23 protein-coding genes are annotated in these 23,588 nt (G+C 59.8%); 13 read left to right on the top strand and 10 right to left on the bottom strand.

Annotated elements, in window-relative coordinates; all coding sequences use genetic code 11:
* Positions 1-39 precede the first annotated feature (39 nt).
* The 5 genes from G542_RS0103770 to map all read left to right on the top strand — a co-directional run bounded on the left by G542_RS0103770 (position 40) and on the right by map (position 4,356).
* A complete protein-coding gene (locus G542_RS0103770) occupies positions 40-510 on the top strand; it encodes an NUDIX hydrolase (protein ID WP_012697293.1) in 471 nt (156 codons plus the stop codon).
* The gene (locus G542_RS0103775; protein ID WP_012697292.1) at positions 482-1,039 is read left to right on the top strand and encodes a hypothetical protein; all 558 of its coding nucleotides are present in this window, start codon (positions 482-484) and stop codon (positions 1,037-1,039) included. The genes G542_RS0103770 and G542_RS0103775 overlap by 29 nt, the downstream gene beginning before the upstream one ends.
* On the top strand, positions 1,036-2,115 hold the full coding sequence (mnmA, locus tag G542_RS0103780; protein WP_012697291.1) for a tRNA 2-thiouridine(34) synthase MnmA: 1,080 nt from the start codon (positions 1,036-1,038) through the stop codon (positions 2,113-2,115). Before G542_RS0103775 ends, mnmA begins: the two co-directional genes overlap by 4 nt.
* 236 nt (positions 2,116-2,351) lie before the next feature.
* The gene (locus G542_RS0103790) at positions 2,352-3,473 is read left to right on the top strand and encodes a porin (RefSeq protein ID WP_012697289.1); all 1,122 of its coding nucleotides are present in this window, start codon (positions 2,352-2,354) and stop codon (positions 3,471-3,473) included.
* A 94-nt stretch (positions 3,474-3,567) separates the two neighbouring features.
* The gene (gene map / locus G542_RS0103795) at positions 3,568-4,356 is read left to right on the top strand and encodes a type I methionyl aminopeptidase (RefSeq protein ID WP_012697288.1); all 789 of its coding nucleotides are present in this window, start codon (positions 3,568-3,570) and stop codon (positions 4,354-4,356) included.
* Between the two features lie 484 nt (positions 4,357-4,840).
* On the opposite strand, the gene G542_RS0103800 is transcribed toward map, so the two are convergent.
* Positions 4,841-5,251, bottom strand: coding sequence for a YchJ family protein (locus tag G542_RS0103800; protein ID WP_012697287.1), 411 nt, complete (start codon positions 5,249-5,251; stop codon positions 4,841-4,843).
* A complete protein-coding gene (locus G542_RS17335) occupies positions 5,232-5,714 on the bottom strand; it encodes a hypothetical protein (protein ID WP_012697286.1) in 483 nt (160 codons plus the stop codon). Before G542_RS17335 ends, G542_RS0103800 begins: the two co-directional genes overlap by 20 nt.
* Positions 5,715-5,882: 168 nt before the next feature.
* Between G542_RS17335 and G542_RS0103810 the strand changes: the two genes are divergently transcribed.
* Together G542_RS0103810 and G542_RS0103815 are read left to right on the top strand one after the other, a co-directional pair.
* Positions 5,883-6,236: a CidA/LrgA family protein gene (locus tag G542_RS0103810; protein WP_012697285.1), complete on the top strand. Its 354-nt coding sequence runs from the start codon at positions 5,883-5,885 to the stop codon at positions 6,234-6,236.
* Complete coding sequence (locus G542_RS0103815) at positions 6,233-6,949, top strand: LrgB family protein (RefSeq protein WP_027823411.1); 717 nt, start codon at positions 6,233-6,235, stop codon at positions 6,947-6,949. Before G542_RS0103810 ends, G542_RS0103815 begins: the two co-directional genes overlap by 4 nt.
* Here G542_RS0103815 and G542_RS0103820 read toward each other — a convergent pair.
* From G542_RS0103820 to cobA, 3 genes are all read right to left on the bottom strand, one after another.
* The gene (locus G542_RS0103820) at positions 6,924-8,240 is read right to left on the bottom strand and encodes an ATP-binding protein (RefSeq protein ID WP_027823412.1); all 1,317 of its coding nucleotides are present in this window, start codon (positions 8,238-8,240) and stop codon (positions 6,924-6,926) included. The two genes, G542_RS0103815 and G542_RS0103820, sit on opposite strands and share 26 nt — an antisense overlap.
* Positions 8,237-8,908 (bottom strand): response regulator transcription factor, encoded by a 672-nt coding sequence (locus tag G542_RS0103825; protein WP_012697282.1) that lies wholly within the window; start codon positions 8,906-8,908, stop codon positions 8,237-8,239. Before G542_RS0103825 ends, G542_RS0103820 begins: the two co-directional genes overlap by 4 nt.
* 75 nt (positions 8,909-8,983) lie before the next feature.
* Positions 8,984-9,742 carry a uroporphyrinogen-III C-methyltransferase gene (cobA, locus tag G542_RS0103830; protein WP_012697281.1) on the bottom strand — a complete coding sequence of 253 codons (759 nt, stop codon included), beginning with the start codon at positions 9,740-9,742 and terminating at the stop codon, positions 8,984-8,986.
* A gap of 297 nt (positions 9,743-10,039) precedes the next feature.
* On the opposite strand from cobA, the gene G542_RS0103835 reads away from it, so the two are divergent.
* Complete coding sequence (locus tag G542_RS0103835; RefSeq protein ID WP_027823414.1) at positions 10,040-10,987, top strand: D-2-hydroxyacid dehydrogenase; 948 nt, start codon at positions 10,040-10,042, stop codon at positions 10,985-10,987.
* Between the two features lie 339 nt (positions 10,988-11,326).
* Positions 11,327-11,974 carry a hypothetical protein gene (locus tag G542_RS0103840; protein WP_027823415.1) on the top strand — a complete coding sequence of 216 codons (648 nt, stop codon included), beginning with the start codon at positions 11,327-11,329 and terminating at the stop codon, positions 11,972-11,974.
* On the opposite strand, the gene G542_RS15795 is transcribed toward G542_RS0103840, so the two are convergent.
* Together G542_RS15795 and G542_RS0103850 are read right to left on the bottom strand one after the other, a co-directional pair.
* Positions 11,937-12,755: a M90 family metallopeptidase gene (locus G542_RS15795; RefSeq protein ID WP_162142327.1), complete on the bottom strand. Its 819-nt coding sequence runs from the start codon at positions 12,753-12,755 to the stop codon at positions 11,937-11,939. The genes G542_RS0103840 and G542_RS15795 overlap by 38 nt on opposite strands.
* Before the next feature lie 111 nt (positions 12,756-12,866).
* Positions 12,867-14,273: a sodium:proton antiporter gene (locus G542_RS0103850; protein ID WP_027823416.1), complete on the bottom strand. Its 1,407-nt coding sequence runs from the start codon at positions 14,271-14,273 to the stop codon at positions 12,867-12,869.
* A gap of 386 nt (positions 14,274-14,659) precedes the next feature.
* On the opposite strand from G542_RS0103850, the gene G542_RS0103855 reads away from it, so the two are divergent.
* The 4 genes from G542_RS0103855 to G542_RS0103875 all read left to right on the top strand — a co-directional run bounded on the left by G542_RS0103855 (position 14,660) and on the right by G542_RS0103875 (position 20,708).
* Positions 14,660-17,470, top strand: coding sequence for a ribonucleoside-diphosphate reductase subunit alpha (locus G542_RS0103855; protein ID WP_280513435.1), 2,811 nt, complete (start codon positions 14,660-14,662; stop codon positions 17,468-17,470).
* An 87-nt stretch (positions 17,471-17,557) separates the two neighbouring features.
* Entirely contained in the window at positions 17,558-18,118 is a 561-nt protein-coding gene (locus tag G542_RS0103860; protein ID WP_027823418.1) for a hypothetical protein, read from the top strand.
* 53 nt (positions 18,119-18,171) lie between these two features.
* A complete protein-coding gene (locus G542_RS0103865) occupies positions 18,172-19,245 on the top strand; it encodes a ribonucleotide-diphosphate reductase subunit beta (RefSeq protein ID WP_012697271.1) in 1,074 nt (357 codons plus the stop codon).
* 626 nt (positions 19,246-19,871) lie between these two features.
* On the top strand, positions 19,872-20,708 hold the full coding sequence (locus G542_RS0103875) for a tyrosine-type recombinase/integrase (protein ID WP_244878672.1): 837 nt from the start codon (positions 19,872-19,874) through the stop codon (positions 20,706-20,708).
* A 339-nt stretch (positions 20,709-21,047) separates the two neighbouring features.
* On the opposite strand, the gene G542_RS0103880 is transcribed toward G542_RS0103875, so the two are convergent.
* The 3 genes from G542_RS0103880 to G542_RS0103885 are packed head-to-tail and all read right to left on the bottom strand — an operon-like array spanning position 21,048 to position 23,571.
* Complete coding sequence (locus G542_RS0103880) at positions 21,048-22,877, bottom strand: AAA family ATPase (protein WP_027823420.1); 1,830 nt, start codon at positions 22,875-22,877, stop codon at positions 21,048-21,050.
* Entirely contained in the window at positions 22,874-23,170 is a 297-nt protein-coding gene (locus tag G542_RS18385) for a hypothetical protein (protein ID WP_155826594.1), read from the bottom strand. The genes G542_RS0103880 and G542_RS18385 overlap by 4 nt, the downstream gene beginning before the upstream one ends.
* Positions 23,167-23,571, bottom strand: a complete 405-nt coding sequence (locus tag G542_RS0103885) for a hypothetical protein (RefSeq protein ID WP_027823421.1) — start codon at positions 23,569-23,571, stop codon at positions 23,167-23,169. Before G542_RS0103885 ends, G542_RS18385 begins: the two co-directional genes overlap by 4 nt.
* Positions 23,572-23,588 lie beyond the last annotated feature (17 nt).

Genomic DNA, 23,588 nt, shown 5'->3' on the forward strand with positions numbered 1-23,588 from the left:
CGGTATACTGTTCCGCAACACTGATTGTGGAGACGCCGCATGGCGCAATGGAAACCGAACGCGACTGTCGCGGCCGTTGTTGAACACGACGGTCGTTTTCTTTTGGTGGAAGAGCACACGCCTGACGGGCCGCAGTTCAACCAGCCGGCCGGCCACTGGGAGCTGGGTGAAACCCTTCTGGATGCCGTTGTCCGGGAAACCCGCGAAGAAACCGGTTTTCTGGTCGAGCCCGTGCATCTGGTCGGCATTTATGCCGCGCCCCGGCGGGATGAGCCTTCGATCGTGTACCTGCGTTTTGCCTTTGCCTGCCGTCTTGTAGGCGAGGTGCCCGATGCAGAACTGGACGAAGGCATCATCGGCCCGCGCTGGATGACGCTTGAGGAAATCCATGCCAGCAGCGCCCGTCATCGCAGTTCGCTGGTCGTGCGATGTGCCGAAGATGCCCGCGACGGCCGGCATTATCCGCTGGAGTTGCTGACACATGTCGGCTTCGGGCCACATGCGGCTTGAAGCCTGCCTGCTGGTGCTGGCGCTGTGGTCTTGCGGGATCCGGGCCGAGAGCCTTGATGTTTGTTACGGCTATGGCTGTCACAAACAGGCTGCGTTCGATGTTTCGCCAGCAGACATGCAGGAACTGGCCGGTTTGTTTGCCGGAGTTGAGAGTGCTGCCGACGAGCGCCAGGCCATCGCCCGTGCCATTGGCCTGATCGAGCGCATAGGTGCGCGCACGACGCTGATCGGTGGTGACCGGGGTGGCAATTTTGCCGATGGAGCCGCAGAAGGCCGGCGTGACTGTGTGGACCACAGTACCAGCACGTCTGCATGGCTGGTCTGGCTGGTCCGTCAGGGCTGGGTACGGTTTCATCAGCCCATGGGCCGCACGTGGCGGGCACCACGGATAGTGGATTTGCACTACACCGCCTGGATGCGTGACGACCAGGGGCAGGACTGGGCAGTAGACAGCTGGTTTTTTGACAACGGACACGATGCAGTCGTTGTGCCGTTGCCGGTTTGGAACGAAGGATATTCACCGTCATGACGGAGAAGAAAAAACGCATCGTAGTCGGCTTGTCGGGCGGGGTGGACTCGTCGGTGACAGCCTATCTGCTCAAGCAGCAAGGTCACGAAGTGATCGGCGTGTTCATGCAGAACTGGGAAGACGACAACGACAGCGAATATTGCTCGATCAAGCAGGATTCCCTTGATGCCATGAGTGTTGCCGACCTGCTGGGCATTGACATGGAAATCGTCAACTTTGCCAGGGAATACAAGGAGCGGGTGTTCCAGTATTTTCTGGACGAATACTCGGCTGGCCGCACACCCAATCCGGATGTGCTGTGCAATGCCGAAATCAAGTTCAAGGCTTTTCTTGATTACGCCATGCAGCTGGGTGCCGACTGCATCGCTACCGGTCATTACGCACGCAAGCTTGAACGCGATGGCCGCCACTATTTGCTCAAGGGCGTTGATCCGGGCAAGGACCAGAGTTATTTCCTGTACCGGCTGGTGCCGGCCCAGCTCGAGAAAGCCCTGTTTCCGCTGGGCGACCTGCACAAGACCGAAGTGCGGCGCATTGCCGGCGAGATCGGTTTGCCCAATGCCAGGAAAAAGGATTCGACGGGAATCTGCTTTATCGGCGAACGCCCGTTCAGGGCTTTCTTGCAGCGTTACCTGCCGATGCACCCCGGCGCCATGGTGACGCCGGAGGGGCGTGTGGTCGGACAGCACGAGGGGCTGATGTATTACACCCTTGGGCAGCGCAAGGGCCTGAACATCGGTGGCAGCAAGGATGGCAACGGCGAGCCTTGGTTTGTGGCAGGCAAGGACATTCCCCGCAATGAACTGATCGTGGTGCAGGGACACGACCATCCTCTGCTGCTGAAACCGGTGCTGGAGGCCGAACAGCTCTCGTGGACGCTGGGTGCTGCTCCGGATGACGGTGCATATGCAGCCAAGAACCGCTATCGCATGCCGGATGCTGCCTGCGAATTGACGAATCTGTCATCCGGGCGCATTCGTCTGGCCTTTGCCGACAGCCAGTGGTCCGTGACTCCCGGGCAGTCAGCGGTGCTGTATGACGGCGATGTCTGCCTCGGTGGTGGCGTGATCGTTTGATCCCGCATGGTCAGATGATGTTGCGCGGCAACACAGTCACCCAGATGGGTGGCTTTTTTACAACCGAAATATATGACAAAAATATAAATATGTTGTTTGTGTTGTTTTTTTGTAACGGGAAAAATGATTTTTGATGGTTTTCTGACTTGATAAATCGGATTGTCATGAATACGGCGATATAGTCGCACCACACCGCAGCAACGGTGCCAAACAAAATTCCTGTGTGGAGAAACGACATGAACAAGAAACTGATCGCCGCCGCTCTGGCCAGTGCTTTTATCGCTCCGGCCGTGCTGGCCGACGTGCAAATCTATGGCGTGATGAACGCCGACGTTGAGTCGGTGAAGGCTACTGGCGGCACTGCCAATCCGGATGCTTCGCCTGTTGTCGCAAAAGACGTGAAATCCACCTCGCGTGTGTCGAGCAATACTTCGCGTATCGGCTTCAAGGGTGACGAAGACCTGGGTAATGGCCTGAAGGCCATCTGGCAAGTCGAACAGGGTGTGAAGATTGATGGCACTGGTGCTTCTGACACTTGGGCAACCCGCAACAGCTTTGTTGGCCTGAGCATCAATGACGTTGGTCAAGTGCTGCTGGGTCAGTATGACAGTGCTTACAAGGTGCTGGTTGTACCGGTTAACCCGCTGGGTGACGGCATTGCCGATATCAACGTGACCACCTTCAGCCGTGCCAACAACCGTCTGAAGAATTCGGTGCATTACTACAGCCCGAGCTGGGCCGGTTTCAAGGTTGGTGCATCGTACGGCTTCGGTGAGCAGCAAGGCACTACCCGTGGTAGCGAATGGGCTCTTGCTGCCAGCTATGATATCGCCGGTTTCAATGTCGCGGCTGGTTACACCCGTAAGAACAATGGTCTGCTGGGCGCCAGCAACAACATCGGCAATGCGTATAACAATACCGCTTGGCCGGTGGCTGACCAGCTGATTGATGCCAACACCCATTCTTCTGATGCTTGGAAGGCTGTGGTCAAGTACGCTATCGCTGATACCCAGATTGGCGCAGGTTTCGAGCGTATCAAAGTGACGGATCGTGCCAGCGATTCTGTTTCGCAAAACAGCTGGACTATTGGTGCTGTGCAGAAGTTTGGTGCCTTTGGTGTTGGCCTCGCGTATGTCAAGATCAACGATATCAGCGGTGAATTTGACAACAGCGGTGCAAACCAGTGGACACTGACCGGTACCTACGATCTGTCCAAGCGTACCCAAGCCTATGCCTTCTACACTCGCATCAACAATGACGAGTTCTCGAAGATTGATTTTGCCAACAACCCGATTGGTGGTATTGGCTACGGCTCCAACCCGACCGGCTTTGGTCTGGGCCTGAAGCACACCTTCTGATCGGTTATTGCGACCGATTCTCGCAAACGGGCGCCATTTGGCGCCCGTTTTTGCTAACATGTCGTGCTCATTACCGAACAACGACATCTACGTCATGACTATTGTCATCAAGTCCGCTACTGATATCGCCAGGATGCGCGTAGCCGGCCGGCTCGCTGCCGAAGTCCTCGATTACATCACGCCGTTCGTCAAGCCCGGCGTCACGACCGGAGAGCTTGACCGGTTGTGCCACGACTACATGGTCAATGTCCAGGGAACGATTCCGGCTCCCCTGCACTATTCTCCGGATGGCCATAACCCCTATCCCAAGTCCATTTGTACTTCAGTCAACCAGGTCATCTGCCATGGCATCCCGGGTGAAAAAGCCCTGAAAAGCGGTGATATCGTCAATCTGGACATCACCGTCATCAAGGACGGGTACCACGGCGATACCAGCCGCATGTTCCTGGTAGGCGAATGCACGCCGCAAGCCAGGCGTCTGGTCCGTGTTACCTACGAATGCATGTGGAAAGGGATTGATGTCGTCCGCCCCGGCGCTCATCTCGGCGATATCGGCCATGTCATCCAGCAATATGCCGAAAACGCTGGCTACTCGGTGGTGCAGGAATTCTGCGGTCACGGCATTGGCCTGAAGTTCCATGAAGAGCCACAAGTCCTGCATTACGGTCGTGCAGGTACCGGACCGGAACTGAAAGAAGGCATGATTTTCACCATCGAACCGATGATCAATGCCGGCAAGCGTTTCATCAAGATGAAACCGGATGGCTGGACCGTGGAAACCAAAGACCGCAGCCTGTCTGCCCAATGGGAGCACACGATCCTGGTGACGGCGGACGGTTATGAAATCCTGACCTTGTCAGAGGGTACTCCTGCCCGTCCGTAATCCGGCTGATACCGCTCCTGCCAAAGGGCTCCTTCATGGAGCCCTTTTTGCGTATACCGGTATGACAGTCCTTGCTCCTGATCCGGGAGGTTGCCATGCCGGTCATTTCTCCTGTGGGCGGCATGGTACCGGTGGATATCCGGCCACGACCAGCAGCTCGCCCACCTGCCAAAGCTGTTCCCTTGGCACCCCGAAACGATTTCGTATCCGTTCCGCCCGCCTGTGGCTACGTCAACAAGTCCGGGCAAAACCTGCTGGAAACCCTGAATGCCGGTGCGTATGCAAGCAGGATGTCAGCGATAACACCAGAGCATTCGGGGCAGCCGGACATGACAGTCTTGCTGGCGAACTCTCCTTACGGGGCTCCTGCCAATGCACCCCAGACCGTACATTCCACAGCCAGAACGGAGCCCGCCGGACCCCGGCATGGCATCCGGGCAGTTTCTGCCTACCGTGCCATGGCCCGTCTGGGCCAGGAACCGGATCAATCGTCGCAAACCTCTCCATCGACATAGACCCACCGACCGTCCAGTCTCACAAACCGGCTGGTTTCCTGCATCATTCCGGCGCGGCCATTGACCTTGTAGCGTGCGGCAAACCGGACCACACCTTGCTGGTCGTCTTCCTGTCCCGCCTCGGATTGCTCGACCCGCAGGCCAAGCCATTTGACCGGTGTATCGAACCCGAACTCCTCAGGGCAGGTATCCGGATGCCAGCTGGCGCGCAGATAGTCCGCATCCTGCCTCACATAGGCAACATAGCGCGAACGCATCAGGGCTTCGGCAGTAGGCGCCGGATGACTCCCGTCAAGACGCGGACCGCAGCAGGCTTCCAGAAGCAGTCCGCTGCCGCAAGGGCAGAGACCGGCAGAGGGATCAGAGCGGCGCCTGGTCATAGATATGGATCAGGAAACGGGTGAAGCCGGCATTGGGGCGTTTGCCGGCAGGCAGGTTGTTGTAACGCAGGCGGGCACGTTCGATGGTTCCGATCAGAACCCGGCGCAGGTCGGCCTGGGTGGTCATTCCCCGTTCGAGCTTCGCGGTTTCCTGCCGGTAAACCGTGAATACGGCGTCGTCAATTGCATTGGGACCAAACAACCGCAGGCGCTCGCGGTTCAGGGCATCTGCGGCCTCCAGCCGGGTCAGTTTGCCGGCACGGACTTGGTCGGCAATCGCATTGGCTTCATCCAGAAAGGTCTGCTGCATCGAGGCGGCCTGCGAGGCTGGCTGTTGCGGAACAGGTGTATTGGCAATCACCGGCACGGCCGGGCTGCTGTTCAGGCCGGCACAGGCACCCAGTCCGAAAGGCAGCAACAGGATGGCCAGTCGCAGCGGGGCCGGCATCTGTAGACGCATCATGAGTTGGCTCCTTCAAGGATAAGTATTCATACGCATTGTCGGTGAGCAATCCCCTTCATCACAAGCCAAACCCGGTCCGGTGAGGAAAATCGTGCCTGCGACATGGTTGAAGCAGGGCCATTCATGCCGCATGCTTATGCCCTTGCCTGTTTTATTGCGGATGATCCTATGCTGGGTGCCCTGACTGTCATCGTCATTTTTCAGCTTGCCGGTGAGCTGCTGGCCAAAAGCCTCGCGCTGCCGGTTCCTGGACCGGTGCTGGGCATGGCCCTGCTGTTTGCCAGCCTTGCATGGCACGGGCGCGTACCGCCTGCCCTTGTCAGCCTGGCCGACGGTTTCACCCGTCACCTGTCACTGCTGTTTGTACCCGCCGGTGTCGGTCTGATGGTTCACGCAAGCCTGCTGGAAAAAGACTGGCTGGCCATCAGTGCGGCCATTTTCGGTTCTACCGTACTGGCCTTGATCGCAACGGCCGTTGTGGCCCGTCTGGTGCAGGCCCGCCTGAGAAAGCCCCTGTCATGACAATCCAGGTCTGGCAGGGTCTGACGCAGACCCCTCTGTTCGGCGTGGCCCTGACCCTGGCTGCACACCAGCTGGCCATGCAGGTTTTCATCCGTGGCAAACGGCATCCCCTGCTCAATCCGGTCCTGATGGCCATGGCGCTGGTCATCGCAACCCTGGTGCTGACAGATACCCGTTTCGAAGACTATTTCCGTGGTGCCGGCTTCATCCAGTGGCTGCTGGGGCCTGCCACCGTCGCCATGGCGGTTCCGTTGTACCTGTGCCTGCCCACCTTGCGACGCATGGCGTGGCCGGTGCTGGCCGGGTTGATGGCCGGTGTGCTGACCGCCACCGTAACCGCCTGGGCGATTGCCGCATCGCTGGGAGCCGGTCCGCTGACCCTGCTCTCGCTCGGCCCCAAGACCGTCAGCACGCCAATCGCCATGGGCATCAGTGAAGCCGTTGGCGGCCTGCCGTCCCTTTCTGCCGCCATCGTGATCGTGACCGGCATCGTTGGTGCCATGCTGGGGCCGACGCTGTTGCGGCGGCTGGGTATTCAGGATCCTGGCCTGCAAGGTCTGGCGCTGGGCGTGGCAGCCCACGGCATCGGGGCTGCGCGGGCTTTCCAGATGTCACCCGAAACCGGCGCATTTGCCGGCCTCGGCATGGCTCTGGCCGGTTTGCCCACTGCCGTTTTCGTGCCGGTGTTCATGACGGCTGTCGGTCTGCATTGAACGCTGTGGCACTGCGGAATGTCATGCTGACGGTCAGGCCCTGGCCGGGGGGCGAGATAAACCGCAGGCTGCCACCACACAGTTCGACCATGCGGCGCACGATCGACAGGCCGATGCCGGAGCCGGAACTCTTCTGTCCGGCCGGGCGGAAAAAACGTTCCCCGAGTCTTGGCAAAACCTCCGGTGCAACGCCCGGCCCATTGTCGATGACCTGAAGGGTCGGGCCGTTCAGTTCGATGCGGATGACCACCTCGCTGCCACCGTAACGGCGGGCATTTTCGATCAGGTTGCCGACGGCCTGTTCCAGCCAGCTGGCCCGGGCCAGCACGGCAACAGGCTGCTGCTCGATGATTTCGATTCCCGGCCAGTTGTCGCGCAGTGTCCGGGCCATGACGGCCAGATCGACCGTTTCCAGCGCGGCATGCTCGGCGTGGTCAAGCCGGGCCAGCTCCAGCAGCTGTGCAACCAGCCGGGTGGCGTTCAGGCCGGCACGGCGTACATTGCCGAGTGCCCGGGTCCGTACGTCTTCGCGCGGGGTGCGCTCGGCCAGATCCAGTGCGGCCAGCATGCCGGCCAGAGGTGTCCGCAATTCATGGGCGGCATCACCGATAAACCGGCGCTCGCGCTCTATGCGGCCGGCGATTTCGGTCTGCCGCCGGTTGAGTGCGCGTTGCAGGGGCATGGCTTCGGTCGGTACCGGAGTGACGAATGCCGAGAGGTCATCGTTGTTGCGTCCCTCGACTTCACGGGCAAACGCCGACAGGGGGCGCAAGCCGCGCCAGACACCCCAGAGTGTCCAGGGCAGCAACAATCCCAGGGCGATCAGGAGCGGCATGACCAGTTTCTTGAGCACTTCGCGCGCCATGTCCAGCTGGATTGATTCGGGCATGGCCAGCACGATGGTCCGGTCGTGCTCGGTCAGTACATGCGCCAGCCACGGTTTGCCGCGATAACGGATGGTGTCGTCATCGCCGATCAGCGGCAGCGGATGGTCCGAGCTGGAGGCAAGCAACCGGCCTTTGTTGTCGTAAATGCTGAACACCGTTCCCAGCGTATGCTCGTCTTCGTACTTGCGCAGTTCCTGCAAGGTCCGGTCGTCAGCTTCGGTGTGGATCAGGATCAGGGCCGAGCGCTCCAGCTCGCCCTCCATCAGGTCTTTCATTTCGTGCTGGATGCGCAGGACCACCATGGTGACGACCACCAGCGCCACGATCATCACGCCCAGCGCCAGCCGCAGCGACAGCCGCAGCATCAGCGAGGATTTGACTGCCTGCCAGCGGCGGCCTTTCATGCTGCCAGCCTCCAGCCCAGCCCGCGTTCGTTCAGGATGCTGTCCTTGCCCAGCTTGTGGCGCAGTTTGGACAGGTGGACGGCAAGAGGATTACTGCTGTGTTCCGGCACGTCGTCGTAGACCAGTTGCAGCAGCCGGGATTTGGACAGCGGGATTTGCGGATGGGTCATCAGTGCGTGAAGCAGGCGCAGTTCGACTGCGGTCAGGTCCAGAGGCTCACCCTGCCGCCAGGCCTGGGTGACATCCACGGCCAGTTCCACGTCGCGCCAGCGCAGGCGGCGTTCGCCGGCTGGCTGGGCACGCCGCAAGAGGGCGCGCACGCGGGCGAGAAGCTCGTCGACGTCAAACGGCTTGACGACATAGTCGTCGGCGCCGAGGTTGAGCCCGCGGATGCGCTGCTCAAGTGCATCGCGGGCGGTCAGCACCAGTACCGGAACATCCTTGCCCTGCTCGCGCAGGCGCTCCAGCACGATTTCACCGTCCAGCCCCGGCAGGCCGAGGTCAAGCAGGACCATGTCCGGCAGGGAGGGCTGATTCAGCTTGTTCATGGCCTCGGCGCCGTCATTGATCCAGCGGCAGTGATAGCCGGCATCGGTCAGCAGCTCGCTGAGGGTTTCTCCCAGAATCGGGTCGTCTTCGACGACCCAGACAGACAGCGGGGATGGCATGCGAATTCACTCCGGCAACAGGGATCAATACCATGCCAGTAAACCCGGCCAGAGTGAAAACTGCCTGAATGCAACTCAAGCAACCTGCATATTGCAGCCAGATTGCATCATCTGTTGTCCGGCCAGCCCGATCACGGTGCCGACCAGCACGATGGCCGGGCTGGCCAGCTGTTCGCGACTGGCTGCTTGCGGGAGTTCATCCAGCGTGGTGAGCAGTTGCCGTTCGGCCGGTGTGCTGGCGGACTGCACGATGGCGGCAGGTGTGGAGGGGGACAGGCCGCCCGCCAGCAGTCCGGCACGGATCCGGTCCAGCCGTTTCATGCCCATGTAGATCGCCAGCGTCAGTCCGCTGCGGGCCAGTGCGCTCCAGTCCGGCTCGTCGCCATCGTGTCCGTGGGCCGTGACAAAGGCCACGCCCCGGCAATGGTCACGATGGGTCAGCGGCACCCCCAGTGACGTGGCGGCGGCCATGCCGCTGGTCAGCCCGTTGACGATGCCGGTTTCGATGCCTTGTTCATGCAGGTAGGCCTGCTCTTCTCCGCCGCGTCCGAACAGCATGACGTCGCCACCTTTCACCCGCGCCACCTGGAATCCCTGGCGGGCGTAGCGGGCCATCAGCCGGTTGATGAAGTGCTGTGGCGTCGAGCGGCAACCGCCACGTTTGCCGACATGCACGATCCGGGCATCAGCCCGTGCCAGTGTCAGTATGTCCTTGCCTGCCAGATCGTCCACTAGCCATACATCAGCGCTTTGCAGTATCCGGGCGGCCTTGAGTGTCAGCAGTTCCATGTCGCCCGGGCCGCAGCCAATCAGCCAGACTTTGCCTGTATGCATGTTTTTCTCCCTCGTCGTGCCTTCAGCTTGCGGCAAAGCCGGGCATGGTGGAAATGCCGGCTGTGCATATGCAAATGCATTCGGGTATCAGCAGGCAGACAAAAAAATGCTGGCCAGTCGATCATGGTGATCGTCTGCCAGCACCCAGAACCGTGCCGGAAAGCCGGATGCCCCTGTCCGTGCATCCGGTCGCCGGCAGTCAGTCCTGTGGAGACCTGCGCACGGGTTAAGCATCTTGCATGCCAGCTCTCCGGCTCCATTACAATGGTGCTTTTCCCTCCATGACTGCCTGCCACCATGACCCGCATTGTTTTTCTTGACCGTGCCAGCCTGCCCGTTCCGCTTCCGCTGCTGGATGTTCCGCATGAATGGACCGACTACGGCCAGACCGCTACCGGTGAGCGGCTGGAGCGGGCACGGGATGCAGACGTGCTGGTGGTTAACAAGGTGATGCTGGACGCTGCCCTGCTGGAGCAGTTGCCCCGGCTCCGGCTGGTGGCCGTGTCAGCCACCGGGGTCAACAATGTCGATCTGGCGGCCTGCCGGGCACGTGGCATTCCGGTCTGCAACGTGCGCAATTACGGTGCCGATACGGTGGCCGAACATGCCTTCATGCTGATGATGGTGTTGCGCCGGCAGCTGGCGGCTTACCAGCGGGCCGTGCGCGCGGGGGAATGGCAACGTTCGGAACGGTTTTGCCTGTTCGGAGCGCCGATCGGTGACCTGAAAGGTGCCAGGCTGGTGATTGCCGGTGCAGGAGACATCGGACAGGCGCTGGCTCACAAGGCCCGGGCGTTCGGCATGGATGTGCGTTTCATGGAGCGTCGTGAGGCAGGCTGCGTGCGGCCGGGCTACGTATCGTTTGACGAAGCGCTGGAAACGTCGGACGTTCTGTCTTTGCATCTGCCGCTCAATGACGCCACCCGCAACATGCTGGGGCGGGCGGAGTTGCTGCGGATGAAGCCGGGCGCCGTACTGGTCAATACGGCCCGTGGCGGGCTGGTTGACGAGGCTGCACTGGCAGAGGTGCTGAGTGCCGGGCATCTGGGCGGCGCCGGATTTGACGTGCTGACGCAAGAACCCCCGCGCGACGGTAATCCTCTGCTGGAGCTGGCACTCGACAATCTGCTGCTGACGCCACATGTGGCATGGGCCAGCGAGGGGGCGATGCAGACCATGGCGCGCATGCTGGTGGACAACATTGCCGCCTGGATGCAGGGGCAGCCGCAGAACGTGGTCAACTGAGCCGCCGCTGCAACCGGCATGCCGGAAGCGGGCGATGGTGCTTGTTCCGGATGAGGTCAGCCAGTCTGCCCGGCCAGCAGAAAAGGTATGGTTTTTTTGACCTTGCCGACCAGGCTCCTGATCATGTTGCCATGCGGGATATGTCATTGACGATCCTGCATTTCCGGATTCATCATAAGAACCGTTTTCAATTTGCCAGAGTCCGTCATCACGCCGCTTTTTCCCGTCCACTACCTGCCACGGACCGCCTGCTAGGGTATGCCCTTTGTGCTGACCTGCCTGGGGAGTTCTCCCCACCTTGCCTGGCTCGCCGCTCGATTGAACCGGCGGGCCGCAGGCATGGAGGGTTGCACACAGGTCTGCCTGTGTGACCGTGAAGGCTGGGAGCTGCTGCTCCGGCAGGGCCTTCCGTGCGGAAGCGTGGTGCTGGATGCCTCGACAGACTGGTTCATGACCCTGCCGGACCGGCATGAAAGCTGCCGGCAGGCGCAATGCCGGTATGCGGAAATTGCCGGTCCCTGGCATCCTTTTGGCGAGCAGGCCGGATTTGCCCTTGCATGGGGCGCTGCGACCGAGCACACGGGCACCATCCGGCCGTGTCTGGACCGGCTGGCGTTCTTTGCCGGTGCCGCCGTCCACGTCGGGCCGCCTGGGGCGGGCAGCTTTTGTCGGCATGTCCAGCAGGGTATCGAGCATGTCTGGCTCGTTCATGCTCAAGCGGCGTGTGATCCCGCTTCAGGACCGTTCATCCAGCGCTGGCGCGACAGTCTGTTGAACCAGCGCACGCATTTGCAGCCGTTGCTGGACATTGCCTGCCTGTGGCTGGATCAACCGTATGCCTGGCCGGACTGCCATGCCACCCGGCTTGCCCGCTGGCTGGCAGAAGGCCTGCCCTTGTTGACACAACTGGATGAGCAGCTGGCCGCACAGCTGGCTGGCCTGCCTGTCACTACATTGGTGCATGCCGCACCGCATCCGGCCAGATGACGGTGAGTGGCAGCCGTGGCAGCCGCCGGGACGGATCCTGGCGGTAAAAGAGCCGGAGCTGCCCGAATACTGCCGGCATGTGTTCCTGGATCCAGTGAGGGGCTTCAAAGAAGTATTCACTCAGCACGGCAAAAAACTCGGCCGGTGATTCGCTGGCATACGGATCCAGCCAACCGGCAGTTCCGTGCTCCACTTCGGTGCAAAAAGTGTCATAGGCCCGTCCGAATGCTTCGGCCCATGCCGCCTGCTTCATTCCGCTGTGCAAGGCCGGACAGCCGTTGGCCGCCCCGGTCTGCATGTCGAGCTTGTGGGCACACTCGTGAATGACCACGTTCCAGCCATCCAGCAGCGGTGACTGGGCGCTGTCCGGCCACGACAGCAGCAGTGGCCCGTCGCCCCGCGCCTGTCCGATCAGGACCTTTTCGTCTTCGTGTACCAGTCCGAACTCGTCCCCCCACGCTTCGCGGGTAATGAAGGCATCGGGATACACGATTACGCCTTTCCAGTCGTGGTAGCTGTCGATGTCCAGAGCCAGGATCGGCAAGGCTGCCTGGGCGGCGATGACCAGCGCCATGTCTGCGCTGACCTCAAGGTCATCCGGTGCCCCGAATTCCTTGTCCGCAAAAAACCAGGCTGCCCGTTGGTAAAGCGCTTGCCATTCAGGGCGGGTCAGACCGGCCAGTATCGGCATGGGCTCTACCAGCCGGGCCCAGTCATCCCGGGGCAGCGGCTCTCCTGCCACCAGTTTGTCGATCTTGCGTCTGCGCCAGAAATCGAACACGGCAATCCTCCTCTTGTCTCTGATTGTGGGCACCGGGGCCGGCAATCTTCAAGCAGCAAGATGAAAAAACCGCCTTGCAACAGGCGGTTTTTTCGCGGGGAGGCCGGTGGGTCAGAAGTGGAAGAACACCAGCGTCACCAGTACGAAAAGCGGCAGCAGGATCAGCCCGGACCACAGCATGTAGCCAAAGAAACTCGGCATTTTCACGCCCTGCCCTTCGGCAATGGCCTTGACCATGAAGTTGGGCGCATTACCGATGTAGGTGTTGGCTCCCATGAACACTGCACCGGCTGAAATGGCGAGGAGGGTGGAGGCCATTTCGCCCATCAGGTGTACCGGATCGCCGTGGGCGAGGTTGAAGAACACCAGATAGGTCGGCGCATTGTCGAGGAAGCTCGACAGGATGCCGGTCATCCAGAAGTACATGCCGTCGATGGGCTGGCCATCAGGAGTCGACACCAGCTGTACCAGCGGCGCCATGGCGCCACCGACACCGGCCCTCAGGATGGCGATGGCCGGAGCCATGGCGATGAAGATGCCGGCAAACAGCTTGGCCACTTCCAGGATCGGGAACCAGTTGAACTCGTTGAGTTCACGCAGTTTTTTGGGTGTGAACTGCAATGAGGCCAGTGCCACGCCGATCATGATCAGGTCGCGCACGATGTTTTGCAGCTGCCACTTGGCACCCAGTATTTCGAACTGGATTCCTGGTTTCCACAGGCCGGACATCAGCACGGCCGCCACTATCACGCCCAGCAGGATGAAGTTGAACGACCCGAAAATCCGAAACGGCGTGTCTGGCGTCGGATCGGCCGGCTCGATGTTTTCCTTGCGGTAGAAATAGCTGTCGATGAAGTAGAACAGCACCAGCAGCAGAACCGAGGCCATGATCACCGGTAGCACCATGTGCTCCAGGGTCCAGAAGAAATCCACACCTTTCAGGAAGCCCAGAAACAGCGGCGGGTCACCGATAGGGGTCAGACCACCACCGATGTTGGCTACGAGGAAAATGAAGAACACCACCACATGCACGTTGTGCTTGCGGTTGTCGTTGGCGCGCAGCAGCGGGCGGATCAGCAGCATGGCGGCACCGGTCGTGCCCATCAGGCTGGCGCATACCGTGCCGAGGGCCAGAATGCCGGTATTCAGTTTGGGCGACCCGTGCAGGTTGCCACTGATCAGGATGCCTCCCGAAACGGTGTAGAGCGAGAACAGCAGCACGATGAACGGAATGTATTCGTCCACCAGTGCATGCACCACTACACCGGCTGCGGTACCGGTACCGTAAATCAGTGCCGCAGGCACGAGGAAGCACGCAGCCCAGAAGGCGCTGATCTTGCCGAAATGGTGGTGCCAGAAATGGGGGGCCAGCAGCGGGAACAAGGCGATCGAAAGCAGAATGCCGGCAAAGGGCAAGGCCCAGGCAAGCGAAAGTTCGGCGCCGGGCAGGTCGGCGGCCTGAGCCAGCATCGGCATCAGGCCGAGCGGAAGTGCAGCCAACAGCGAGCGTCGGATCATCGGGACAGTCCTTTCGGAAGTAGGCAAACCGGCCGTTCTCCCGGTTTGATGACGAATGGCTCAGGCATTGCGCCACGGGGTTGACACGGCCGTGTTTTAGCTTTTGGTTATATTCTGGAGGTTCATCATTCTGTCACATCTTCCCGTCCGGTCAAGTCACGCGCCCTGCCCGACCGGCTTTGGGCAAGCCGGCAAGCTGCCAGACGGCAGGCAGATTGCAACAGATGAATTTCCTTGTTTGTGCTCAACAGCTTAGTTGTTTTTCCCCGCTTTCCCTACTTGCTCCTCTCCGGAAAACAGCCCGTATTTTTTTGTTCATGAATTGTCTTGAACAATAAATTGGCACTACAATTTGGGAAAACAAAGCTCGTTCAACACAACATCTTGTGCTCTTGCGTGCCGGACATCACTGTCCGGCCAGGGTCTCCAGGGAGAAACACCGTATGACGACGACCGTCACTGCCTCTTGTCTCTGCATACGCCGTACCGGCGACGTGGTTCCGTTCAACGCCGACAAAATCGCCCTTGCCATGCGCAAGGCCTTCATCGCCGTACAAGGAGAATCCGCCGGACAGTCGAGCCGTTTGCGTGATGAAGTCGCCCGGCTGACACAGGACGTCGTCAATGCCCTGACCGGCCGCCGCCCGGAAGGCAGCGCCATTGCCATCGAGGATATCCAGGACCAGGTCGAACTCGCACTGATGCGTTCGGGTGAGCACGAAGTTGCCCGCGCCTATGTGCTGTACCGCGAGGCGCGTGCAGCCGAGCGGCGTGCCCGTCACGCAGCGCTGGGCATCGACCAGCTGCCGGCCCTGCACGTTACCCGTCCGGACGGCAGCCGGGCTCCGCTGGACATCGAGCGTCTGGGGAGGCAGCTCGAAGCCGCTTGCCACGGGCTGGAGGCCGATACCCGGCCGGCAGCCTTGCTGGCAGATACCCTGAAGAACCTCTACGACGGCGTGACCGAAGCCGAAGTGGAACGGGCACTGATCCTGTCGGCCCGGCAATGGATCGAACGGGATCCGGCTTACGACAAGGTGACTGCCCGCCTGTTGCTCGATACCATCCGCCGCGAAGTGGCAGGCGGTGTGGCTGCCACTTATGCCGAAGTGTTCCAGCAGGGCATCCAGCGTGGCATGCAGGCAGATCTGCTGGACCCGCGACTGGCTGATTTTGACCTGCCGCGGCTGGCGGCTGCGCTGGATGGCGAGCGCGACCGGCAGTTTGGCTATCTGGGCCTGCAAACCCTGTACGACCGCTATTTCCTGCATGTCGATGGCCGGCGCATCGAAATGCCGCAGACCTTCTTCATGCGCGTCGCCATGGGGCTGGCCCTGAACGAGGCCGATCCGACCACCCAGGCCATGGAATTCTATGACCTGCTGTCCCGCTTTGATTTCATGAGCTCGACGCCGACGCTCTTCAACGCCGGCACCCGCCACAGCCAGCTGTCGAGCTGCTACCTGACCACCATCGCGGACAGCCTTGACGGCATTTTCGATGCCATCAAGGAAAACGCGCAGCTGTCCAAGTTTGCCGGAGGTCTGGGCAACGACTGGACGCCGGTGCGGGCACTGGGCAGCCACATCAAGGGCACCAACGGCCAGTCGCAGGGGGTGGTGCCTTTCCTGAAGGTGGCCAACGATACGGCCGTAGCGGTCAACCAGGGCGGCAAGCGCAAAGGGGCCGTGTGCGCCTATCTGGAAACCTGGCATCTCGACATCGAGGAGTTCCTGGAGCTGCGCAAGAATACCGGCGACGATCGCCGCCGCACCCACGACATGAACACGGCCAACTGGATTCCCGACCTCTTCATGCAGCGGGTGATGGAAAACGCCGAGTGGACCCTGTTCAGCCCGGCCGACGTACCGGACCTGCACGACCTGACCGGCCGCGCATTTGCCCGTCGCTATGCCGAATACGAAGCCATGGCCCGCGCCGGCACCCTGCGCAATGCCAAGACCCTCCGCGCGGTGGACCTGTGGCGCAAGATGCTGACCATGCTGTTTGAAACCGGGCATCCGTGGCTGACGTGGAAAGATGCCTGCAACCTGCGCTCGCCGCAGCAGCATGTCGGCCGCGTGCACAGCTCCAACCTGTGCACCGAAATCACGCTCAACACCAGCGATGACGAAATTGCCGTCTGCAACCTGGGCTCGGTCAACCTTGCCAATCACCTCAAGGAGGGTGCATTGGACCAGGAAAAGCTGGCCCGGACCGTGCGCGTGGCCATGCGCATGCTAGACAACGTGATTGACCTGAATTTCTATCCGGTGGAAAAGGCCCGCACGGCCAACCTGCGCCACCGGCCGGTGGGGCTGGGTGTCATGGGCTTCCAAGATTGCCTGCACCTGCTGCGCCTGCCTTACGGTTCGCAGGCGGCCGTCGGGTTTGCCGACGAATCCATGGAGCTGATCGCTTACCACGCCTATCTGGCTTCGACCGAACTGGCCGAGATGCGCGGATGCTATCCCAGCTTTGAGGGCAGCCTGTGGAGCCAGGGCATCCTGCCGCAGGATTCGGTCGAGCTGCTGGCCGCGGAGCGTCAAGGCTACCTTGAAGTTGACCGCTCAAGCCGGCTGGACTGGACGCCGGTACGCGAGCGCATCGCCCGCTTCGGCATGCGCAATTCCAACTGCCTTGCCATCGCCCCGACCGCGACCATTGCCAACATCATCGGTGTTTCGGCCTCGATCGAGCCGACTTACAAGAACCTGTTCGTCAAGTCCAACCTGTCCGGCGAGTTCACCGTGGTCAACGAATTCCTGGTGCAGGATCTCAAGCGGCTGGGGTTGTGGGATGCGGTGATGCTGGCCGACCTCAAGTATTTTGATGGTGACCTGGCGCCCATCGAGCGGATTCCGCAGGACATCAAAACGCTGTATGCCACGGCATTTGACGTTGACCCGGGCTGGCTGGTCGAGGCGGCCAGTCGCCGGCAGAAATGGATTGACCAGGCGCAGAGCCTCAACCTCTACATGGCCGGCGCTTCGGGCAAGAAGCTCGACACCCTTTACAAGCTCGCATGGGTACGTGGTCTGAAAACCACCTATTACCTGCGCACGCTGGCTGCCACCAGTGCCGAAAAATCCACCGGTCGCGGCGGGGAGCTGAATGCCGTGCCAATAGAAGGCGGCATGGTTGCCGAGCCGAAATTCTGCTCGATCGACAATCCGGACTGCGAAGCCTGCCAGTAGTGCAGAAAAACTGACCGGGATGGTCGCGCCGGGCGGGCCGGGCGAATAGGATGAAAGTCTGACTGATGATTTCGGGAGAGACCGATCATGCGACGCCTTGTCATCCTGTTCTCTGCCTTGCTCCTGCTGGCCGGATGTGCCACGCCAGCCAAAGAGCTGAAAGGATCCCTGACGCCTCCTGCGGGCATGGGCTACGCCATCGTGGCCCTGGCTGGCTGGGCATTCGATCCGGACAGCGCCACGCTCGAAGCCGACTACGCCGGCGAAAACGGCCAGCCCGGCGGAAGGATTTACGCCAGCCTGCTGACCGACAGCCTGTTCGGGCCGGAGGGCAGTTCACCGCGCAACGGCAAGCTGGCCCTGCTGACCCTGCCGCCCGGACAGTACCGTTTCGTGCAGGCGTTCGGGTACTACAAGCAGGACATGGGGTTCTGGAGTGGCCAGAAAATCACCCGCTTCCCCATGAATGCCCCCTTTGTCGTCCGGGCGGGCGAAGCTGTGTATCTGGGAGAAATCTGGCTTGATTTGTCATACCGGCCGGAACTCCAGATCCGCGACACGTTGCAGTACAACCTTGGCCAGATCCAGCGGGTCTGGCACGTGAATGACACTTCGGCACTCCGTGTCGAAATTTTGCACAACCAATAGCCCTGACCTGCACCTGATCATGGTGGATGTCCGGGCCGGAAAGGACGTCCACCATGCTGGATTTTGAAGATTCTCCCGTTGCTGTCTCCCCTGCCGGATCCGGGACTGGCGGCCGTGTCAACGCGGTCGACAAGCGCATCATCAACGGGGACACCGATGTCAACCAGCTGGTACCGTTCAAGTATCACTGGGCATGGGACAAATATCTCGCTACCTGCGCCAATCACTGGATGCCGCAGGAGGTCAACATGCAGCGGGACATCGAACTGTGGAAGCGTCCCAATGGACTGACGGATGACGAACGACGGATCGTTATCCGTAACCTGGGGTTTTTCACAACCGCCGACAGCCTGGCTGCCAACAACATTGTACTGGGCACCTATCGGCACATTACGGCACCGGAATGCCGCCAGTTCCTGCTGCGGCAGGCATTTGAAGAAGCCATCCATACGCATGCCTACCAGTACATTGTGGAATCACTTGGTCTGGATGAAGGTGAAGTATTCAATGCCTATCACGAAATTGCCTCGATCCGGGCCAAGGATGAATTCCTGATCCCGTTTATCGATACCCTGTGTGATCCTGCTTTCAAGACCGGTACACCTGAATCTGATCAGCTGTTGCTGAAAAGCCTGATCGTTTTTGCCTGCATCATGGAGGGGTTGTTTTTCTACGTGGGATTTGTGCAGATACTGGCATTGGGACGACAGAACAAGATGACTGGGGCGGCTGAACAATATCAGTACATCCTGCGTGATGAATCCATGCATTGCAATTTCGGCATTGACCTGATCAACAGTATCAAGCAGGAAAATCCGCATTTATGGACCGTGGAATTTCAGGAGGAACTGTACGGATTGTTCAGGAAAGCCATCGATCTTGAATATGCCTATGCTGAAGACACCATGCCACGAGGAGTGCTGGGGCTTAATGCGGCCATGTTCAAAGAATATCTTGATTTCATTGCCAATCGTCGGATGCAGCAGATCGGTCTTGAGCCACTGTTTACGCATGTCGATAATCCATTTCCATGGATGAGTGAAATGATTGACTTAAAGAAGGAAAAGAATTTTTTTGAAACAAGAGTGACGGAATATCAAAGCGGCGGAGCTCTTGACTGGGATTAAGTCCTAATCTCTTTGAGATGACAAACTCTATTGTTTGATAGATTTTTGTTAATTTTTCATGAGTAACACCTTGTCAAAGCAAGGTGTTTTATTTTTGATGAATTCGATAGTGACACTGCGAAAATGTAGTATCGGGCTGAATGCGTCGTATTTGATCCAATCATGGGTTGGGCTGGGCATCATTTCGATTTGAGATTCATGCTGCGACATGACGTCTCTTGTGATCCCGGTCTGTTTATTCAACGCAAAAGAGCCTAGTCATGCGACTAGGCTCTTGATTTCTGGTGCCGGTAATAGGCAACGACCCATTGGGTTGTATAGATGGTAAAAACACATAAATCGGTTTAAATTCAAAATGTTGCCATTTAATTTTCACGTTGGCATGTAGTTATTTTGTGAGATTTGGCGTAAATTTCGTATATCGATTACGCCAAAAATTACGCCAGATGGCCACTTTCAGGAAACGCGGAGACACATGGCGCGCAGAGGTATCAAAGCTGGGCGTCAGAAGGTCCGGAAGCTTTGATACAAAGTCAGAGGCAGTGGCTTGGGCCACGCAGGTTGAAGCAGATATTTTGAGTGGAAGGCTGCAAGCGGTTAAGCAGTCAAAGACCCTGACTGCTGCGATGACTCGCTACCGGGATGAGGTTTCCCCACTTAAAGGGGGAGCCAGATGGGAGCGTATCAGGCTGAACAAATTCATCAGCGAGCTGAGCTTTGTCGGTGACAAGGTAGACAAAATACAGTCCGACCAGATATCTGCTTGGCGCGACTCCAGGCTGAAAGAGGTTTCGCCAGGAACAGTAAACCGTGAGATGAATTTGCTGTCGGCAGTATTCGAAGAGTGCCGTCGTGAATGGAAGTGGTGCTCATCGAATCCAGTTCAAGGAGTACGCAGACCTCCTGAGCCGCCTCCGCGCGAGCAGAGAATCAGTGACAACATGGCGGATGCCTTGATCAGATCCATGGGGTATACCCGATGGGCTCTTCCGCAAAATAAAATCCAGCGGGTTGCAATGGCGTTTTTGTTTGCAATGGAAACAGGGATGCGGGCCGGTGAAATTGTTGGCCTGACTGCCGACAGGGTCTTTTTACCACGTCGGTATCTTCGGCTGGAAGAAACCAAAAATGGTGATGCCCGCAATGTCCCATTGTCGTCAACTGCTATCAGGATTCTGGAGATATTGTTGGGATTGCCCAGGGAGCGTGAAGAAGATCCTGTTTTCGGGGTCACGGGATCGCTCCTTGATGCCATGTTCAGGAAGTATCGTGACAAAGCCGCTGTGAACTATCCAGAGTTGGCTGGAATACGTTTTCACGATACCCGTCATGAAGCTGTGTCCAGACTGGCCAGAAAACTGGATGTACTTGATCTCGCCCGTATGATCGGGCACCGCGATATTCGCAGTCTGATGATCTACTACAACGAGCATGCATCAGAAATTGCAACACGCCTTGAATAGGCGTGTCTGCTTGCTACGATGTGGGCGCTCTCCTACGCCCAGTCTTCCTGCTTGCTGGAATTTGGCCGCGATTCTTTCTTGCCCAGTCAATTACCTCTTCCGCAAACCAGCGTTTTTGCCCCTCTCTGGCGCCAGTGGCCCGTATCGGAGTCGGAAATCCAGGCTGAACAACGACGAGCTGCCTGATTGTGACTGGAGACAGACTCAGCCATTCTGCGATTGAATCGACAGTCCATATTTCCGGAGCAGCCCCCTTTTCAAGCCGGCCAACCAGATCTTCTAGGCGCTGTAAAAGCGCGCTTTCATGGTTGATCGATTGTTCTGCATGAGCTGTTTGAGTCATGCCGCAATCCTTTCCTGTTCGCCTGCAACCGTCTTTGCCGTGCCGCCATCCACCCAGACCGCCTGCATCGTGTCAGGCAGGCTGGCCGGCGCCTGTTTCAGGGTGCCGCTGACAATCACCGTTTCGAGGGCAGCAATCCCGCCGTCGTAGGTCAGTTCGTCCAGCAGGGTGATCAGCTCGCTGCGTCCGCCAAGGTCCAGCACGTCGAACCGGTCAACCAGCAGGATGCGCAGCCCGGACAGCTCGGCGATGACGATGGCCAGCAGCACGTCCGCACGCCAGCGTTCTGATTCTGAAAGCAACGCATGGGCCCGGCCGCCGGCAGTGATTTCCATCCCGGCCCCCACCTGCACGACCGGCCAGCCGGCAATGTCGCTGCGGCTCTTCAGCAGCCGGTTGACCGGCTCCAGCGCCCGGGACAGCAGCTCGGCCTGGATGCCGCCGGGGGCCAGTGCATCGGCAATCAGCAACCAGCCCTGCACATCGGCATGGTGCCGGGCGGCATCGGCAGTCTTGCGGCCGGCTTCGGCTGCCGTGCGCTGGCTGTTGCGCAGGCTGGCCAGCTCATCAGCCAGTTGCCTGCGGCGACCGGTCAGCTCGGTCACCCGGGCCTGTTGGCAGTCCAGATCCTCGCTGGTGATCTCCTGGCCGGCACCTTCGTCCAGGGCTGCCAGCTGTGCTGCCGCTGCTTCGGCTGCGGCCAGGTCGCGCCGGTCGTTGGCAACGGCCCGGGCCATCAGGTCGTGTGACTGCCGGTATTCCGGCAGCCGGGCAGCTGCATCACCTGCATCACCTGCAGCGGATCCCGGCGGCCCGTATTCCCGCTCATAGGCATCCATTGCATTCAGTGCTTCCTGATAGGCCGGGCGATCAATCCCGAGCGGCTGCGCTTCGTCGATCAGGCCATTCAGTGCGCGGGCCAGGTCATGGATGGTTCCGTTGCGATGGGTGCCTGCCCCCGCTGTTGCACCGGCAATCCTGGCGGCCCAGTCGGCCAGCTCGGCTTCATCAGCAGCCAGCTTGACCCGGATCCGCTCGAGGCGGCCGGCGCGTTCTTCCAGCGTTGCGCGCTGGCCGATGCTGTCCTGACGGGCCTTGCGTTCTGCCTGCATGGCGCCCAGACGTTGCTGGGCCGCAGCAATTTCTCCATCGACGACATCCAGCTCCTGCTCGATGGCCAGCAGCCCGGTTTCTTCCACCAGCGGCACGGACGAAGGCGCCCACAATTCCGCCTTCTTCTCGCCGTAGGCTTCGCCCGTGACGGCACGCCAGGCACCCTTGGCTTCGGTCGCCCGGGTCCGGGCGGCTTTCTCGGCGGTGTCAAAGTCACTGCGCAAGAGAGGCAAGACTGCCATGACCCGGGCCGGATCCGCACCGCGGCTGATGAGTCGTTGCTGTACTTCCTCTGCCGAGGCCGAACATCCGGTCAGGGCAAAGAGCAGTTCCCGGCGGGCATCCTGCCCGGCCTGCGCAAACAGGGGCGCATCAAGGACATAGGGCAGCGCGGCACGGGCCTTGTCAGGATCCTCGACGATCTGGCCATGCCGGTTCACCTTGCCGTCCGGCAATGCCACGGTGGCAAAGCGCCCGTCGGCAAATTCGACCCGTACCATGCCGGCCTTGTGGCCATCGGTGACCAGCTGGCCGCAGTCTTTCTTTCTGGCCACCCGTACCGGGTCGCCGGACATGGCCATGCGGACGGCCTCGAGCAGGCTGGACTTCCCTGCCCCGTTCCGGCCGGCAATCAGGGTGACGGGGGTCGTCAGGGCCAGCCGGGCACTGTGCAGCCCCTGGAAATTCTGAACTTCGATCCGGGTGAGTTTCATGCCGACGCTCCTTTTCTATTCACAAGCTCCATAGCCTTCTCAACGACAGGAAGTGCAGGCACACCTCCGATCGTTACTTCGCACGAATCCGGTTGAAGGCCTTGATCCTCCGCCCACCTTGCAGCCATATCGATCGCTTCTTGCTCCGTCTGAAAAGAACTACCTTCCCATTTGCCATCTCGCAAAAGCGGTGCACCGTTCCAGCACGCGAAATAGTGTTGAGAACCATCTCTTCTCCTGAGCGGACCAAGCGCACTTGCACCGGAGGTTTGCAGTGCATCGATAAATTTCATGCTGCCTCCTGCACCAGCTGGATGACGGCAGCCCGGCTGTTGGCCGGCAGTTTTGAAACGGTCAGTGCGGCTTCCAGTTCACGGATGCGGGCGTTCGCGGCATCAAGCTGCTCCGCATCGAACCGGGCCGACTCGGCCTCGGCGGCAAGCGCGATGTTCTGGCGGCCCAGCTCCATGAGGTTTTCCTTGAGCTGGCGTACCTCATACAGGCTGCGTTCGTACAGGGTCCGGTTATGCTCGGCCGTTTCAGAGGTTCTGCAATTAAGCTTTTCCAGATAGCTGACCCGGCTTTCCAGATAGCTAACCCGGCCGCGCCGCTCGCTGTTCACACGCTGCAGGCGTTCGACGTAACCGCGGGATACCGGATCCTCGACGGCGATGATGATGATCAGTTTGTTCATGGGGTCATCCTTCAGCC

The organism is Laribacter hongkongensis DSM 14985 (genome assembly GCF_000423285.1).
Classification (GTDB): domain Bacteria; phylum Pseudomonadota; class Gammaproteobacteria; order Burkholderiales; family Aquaspirillaceae; genus Laribacter; species Laribacter hongkongensis.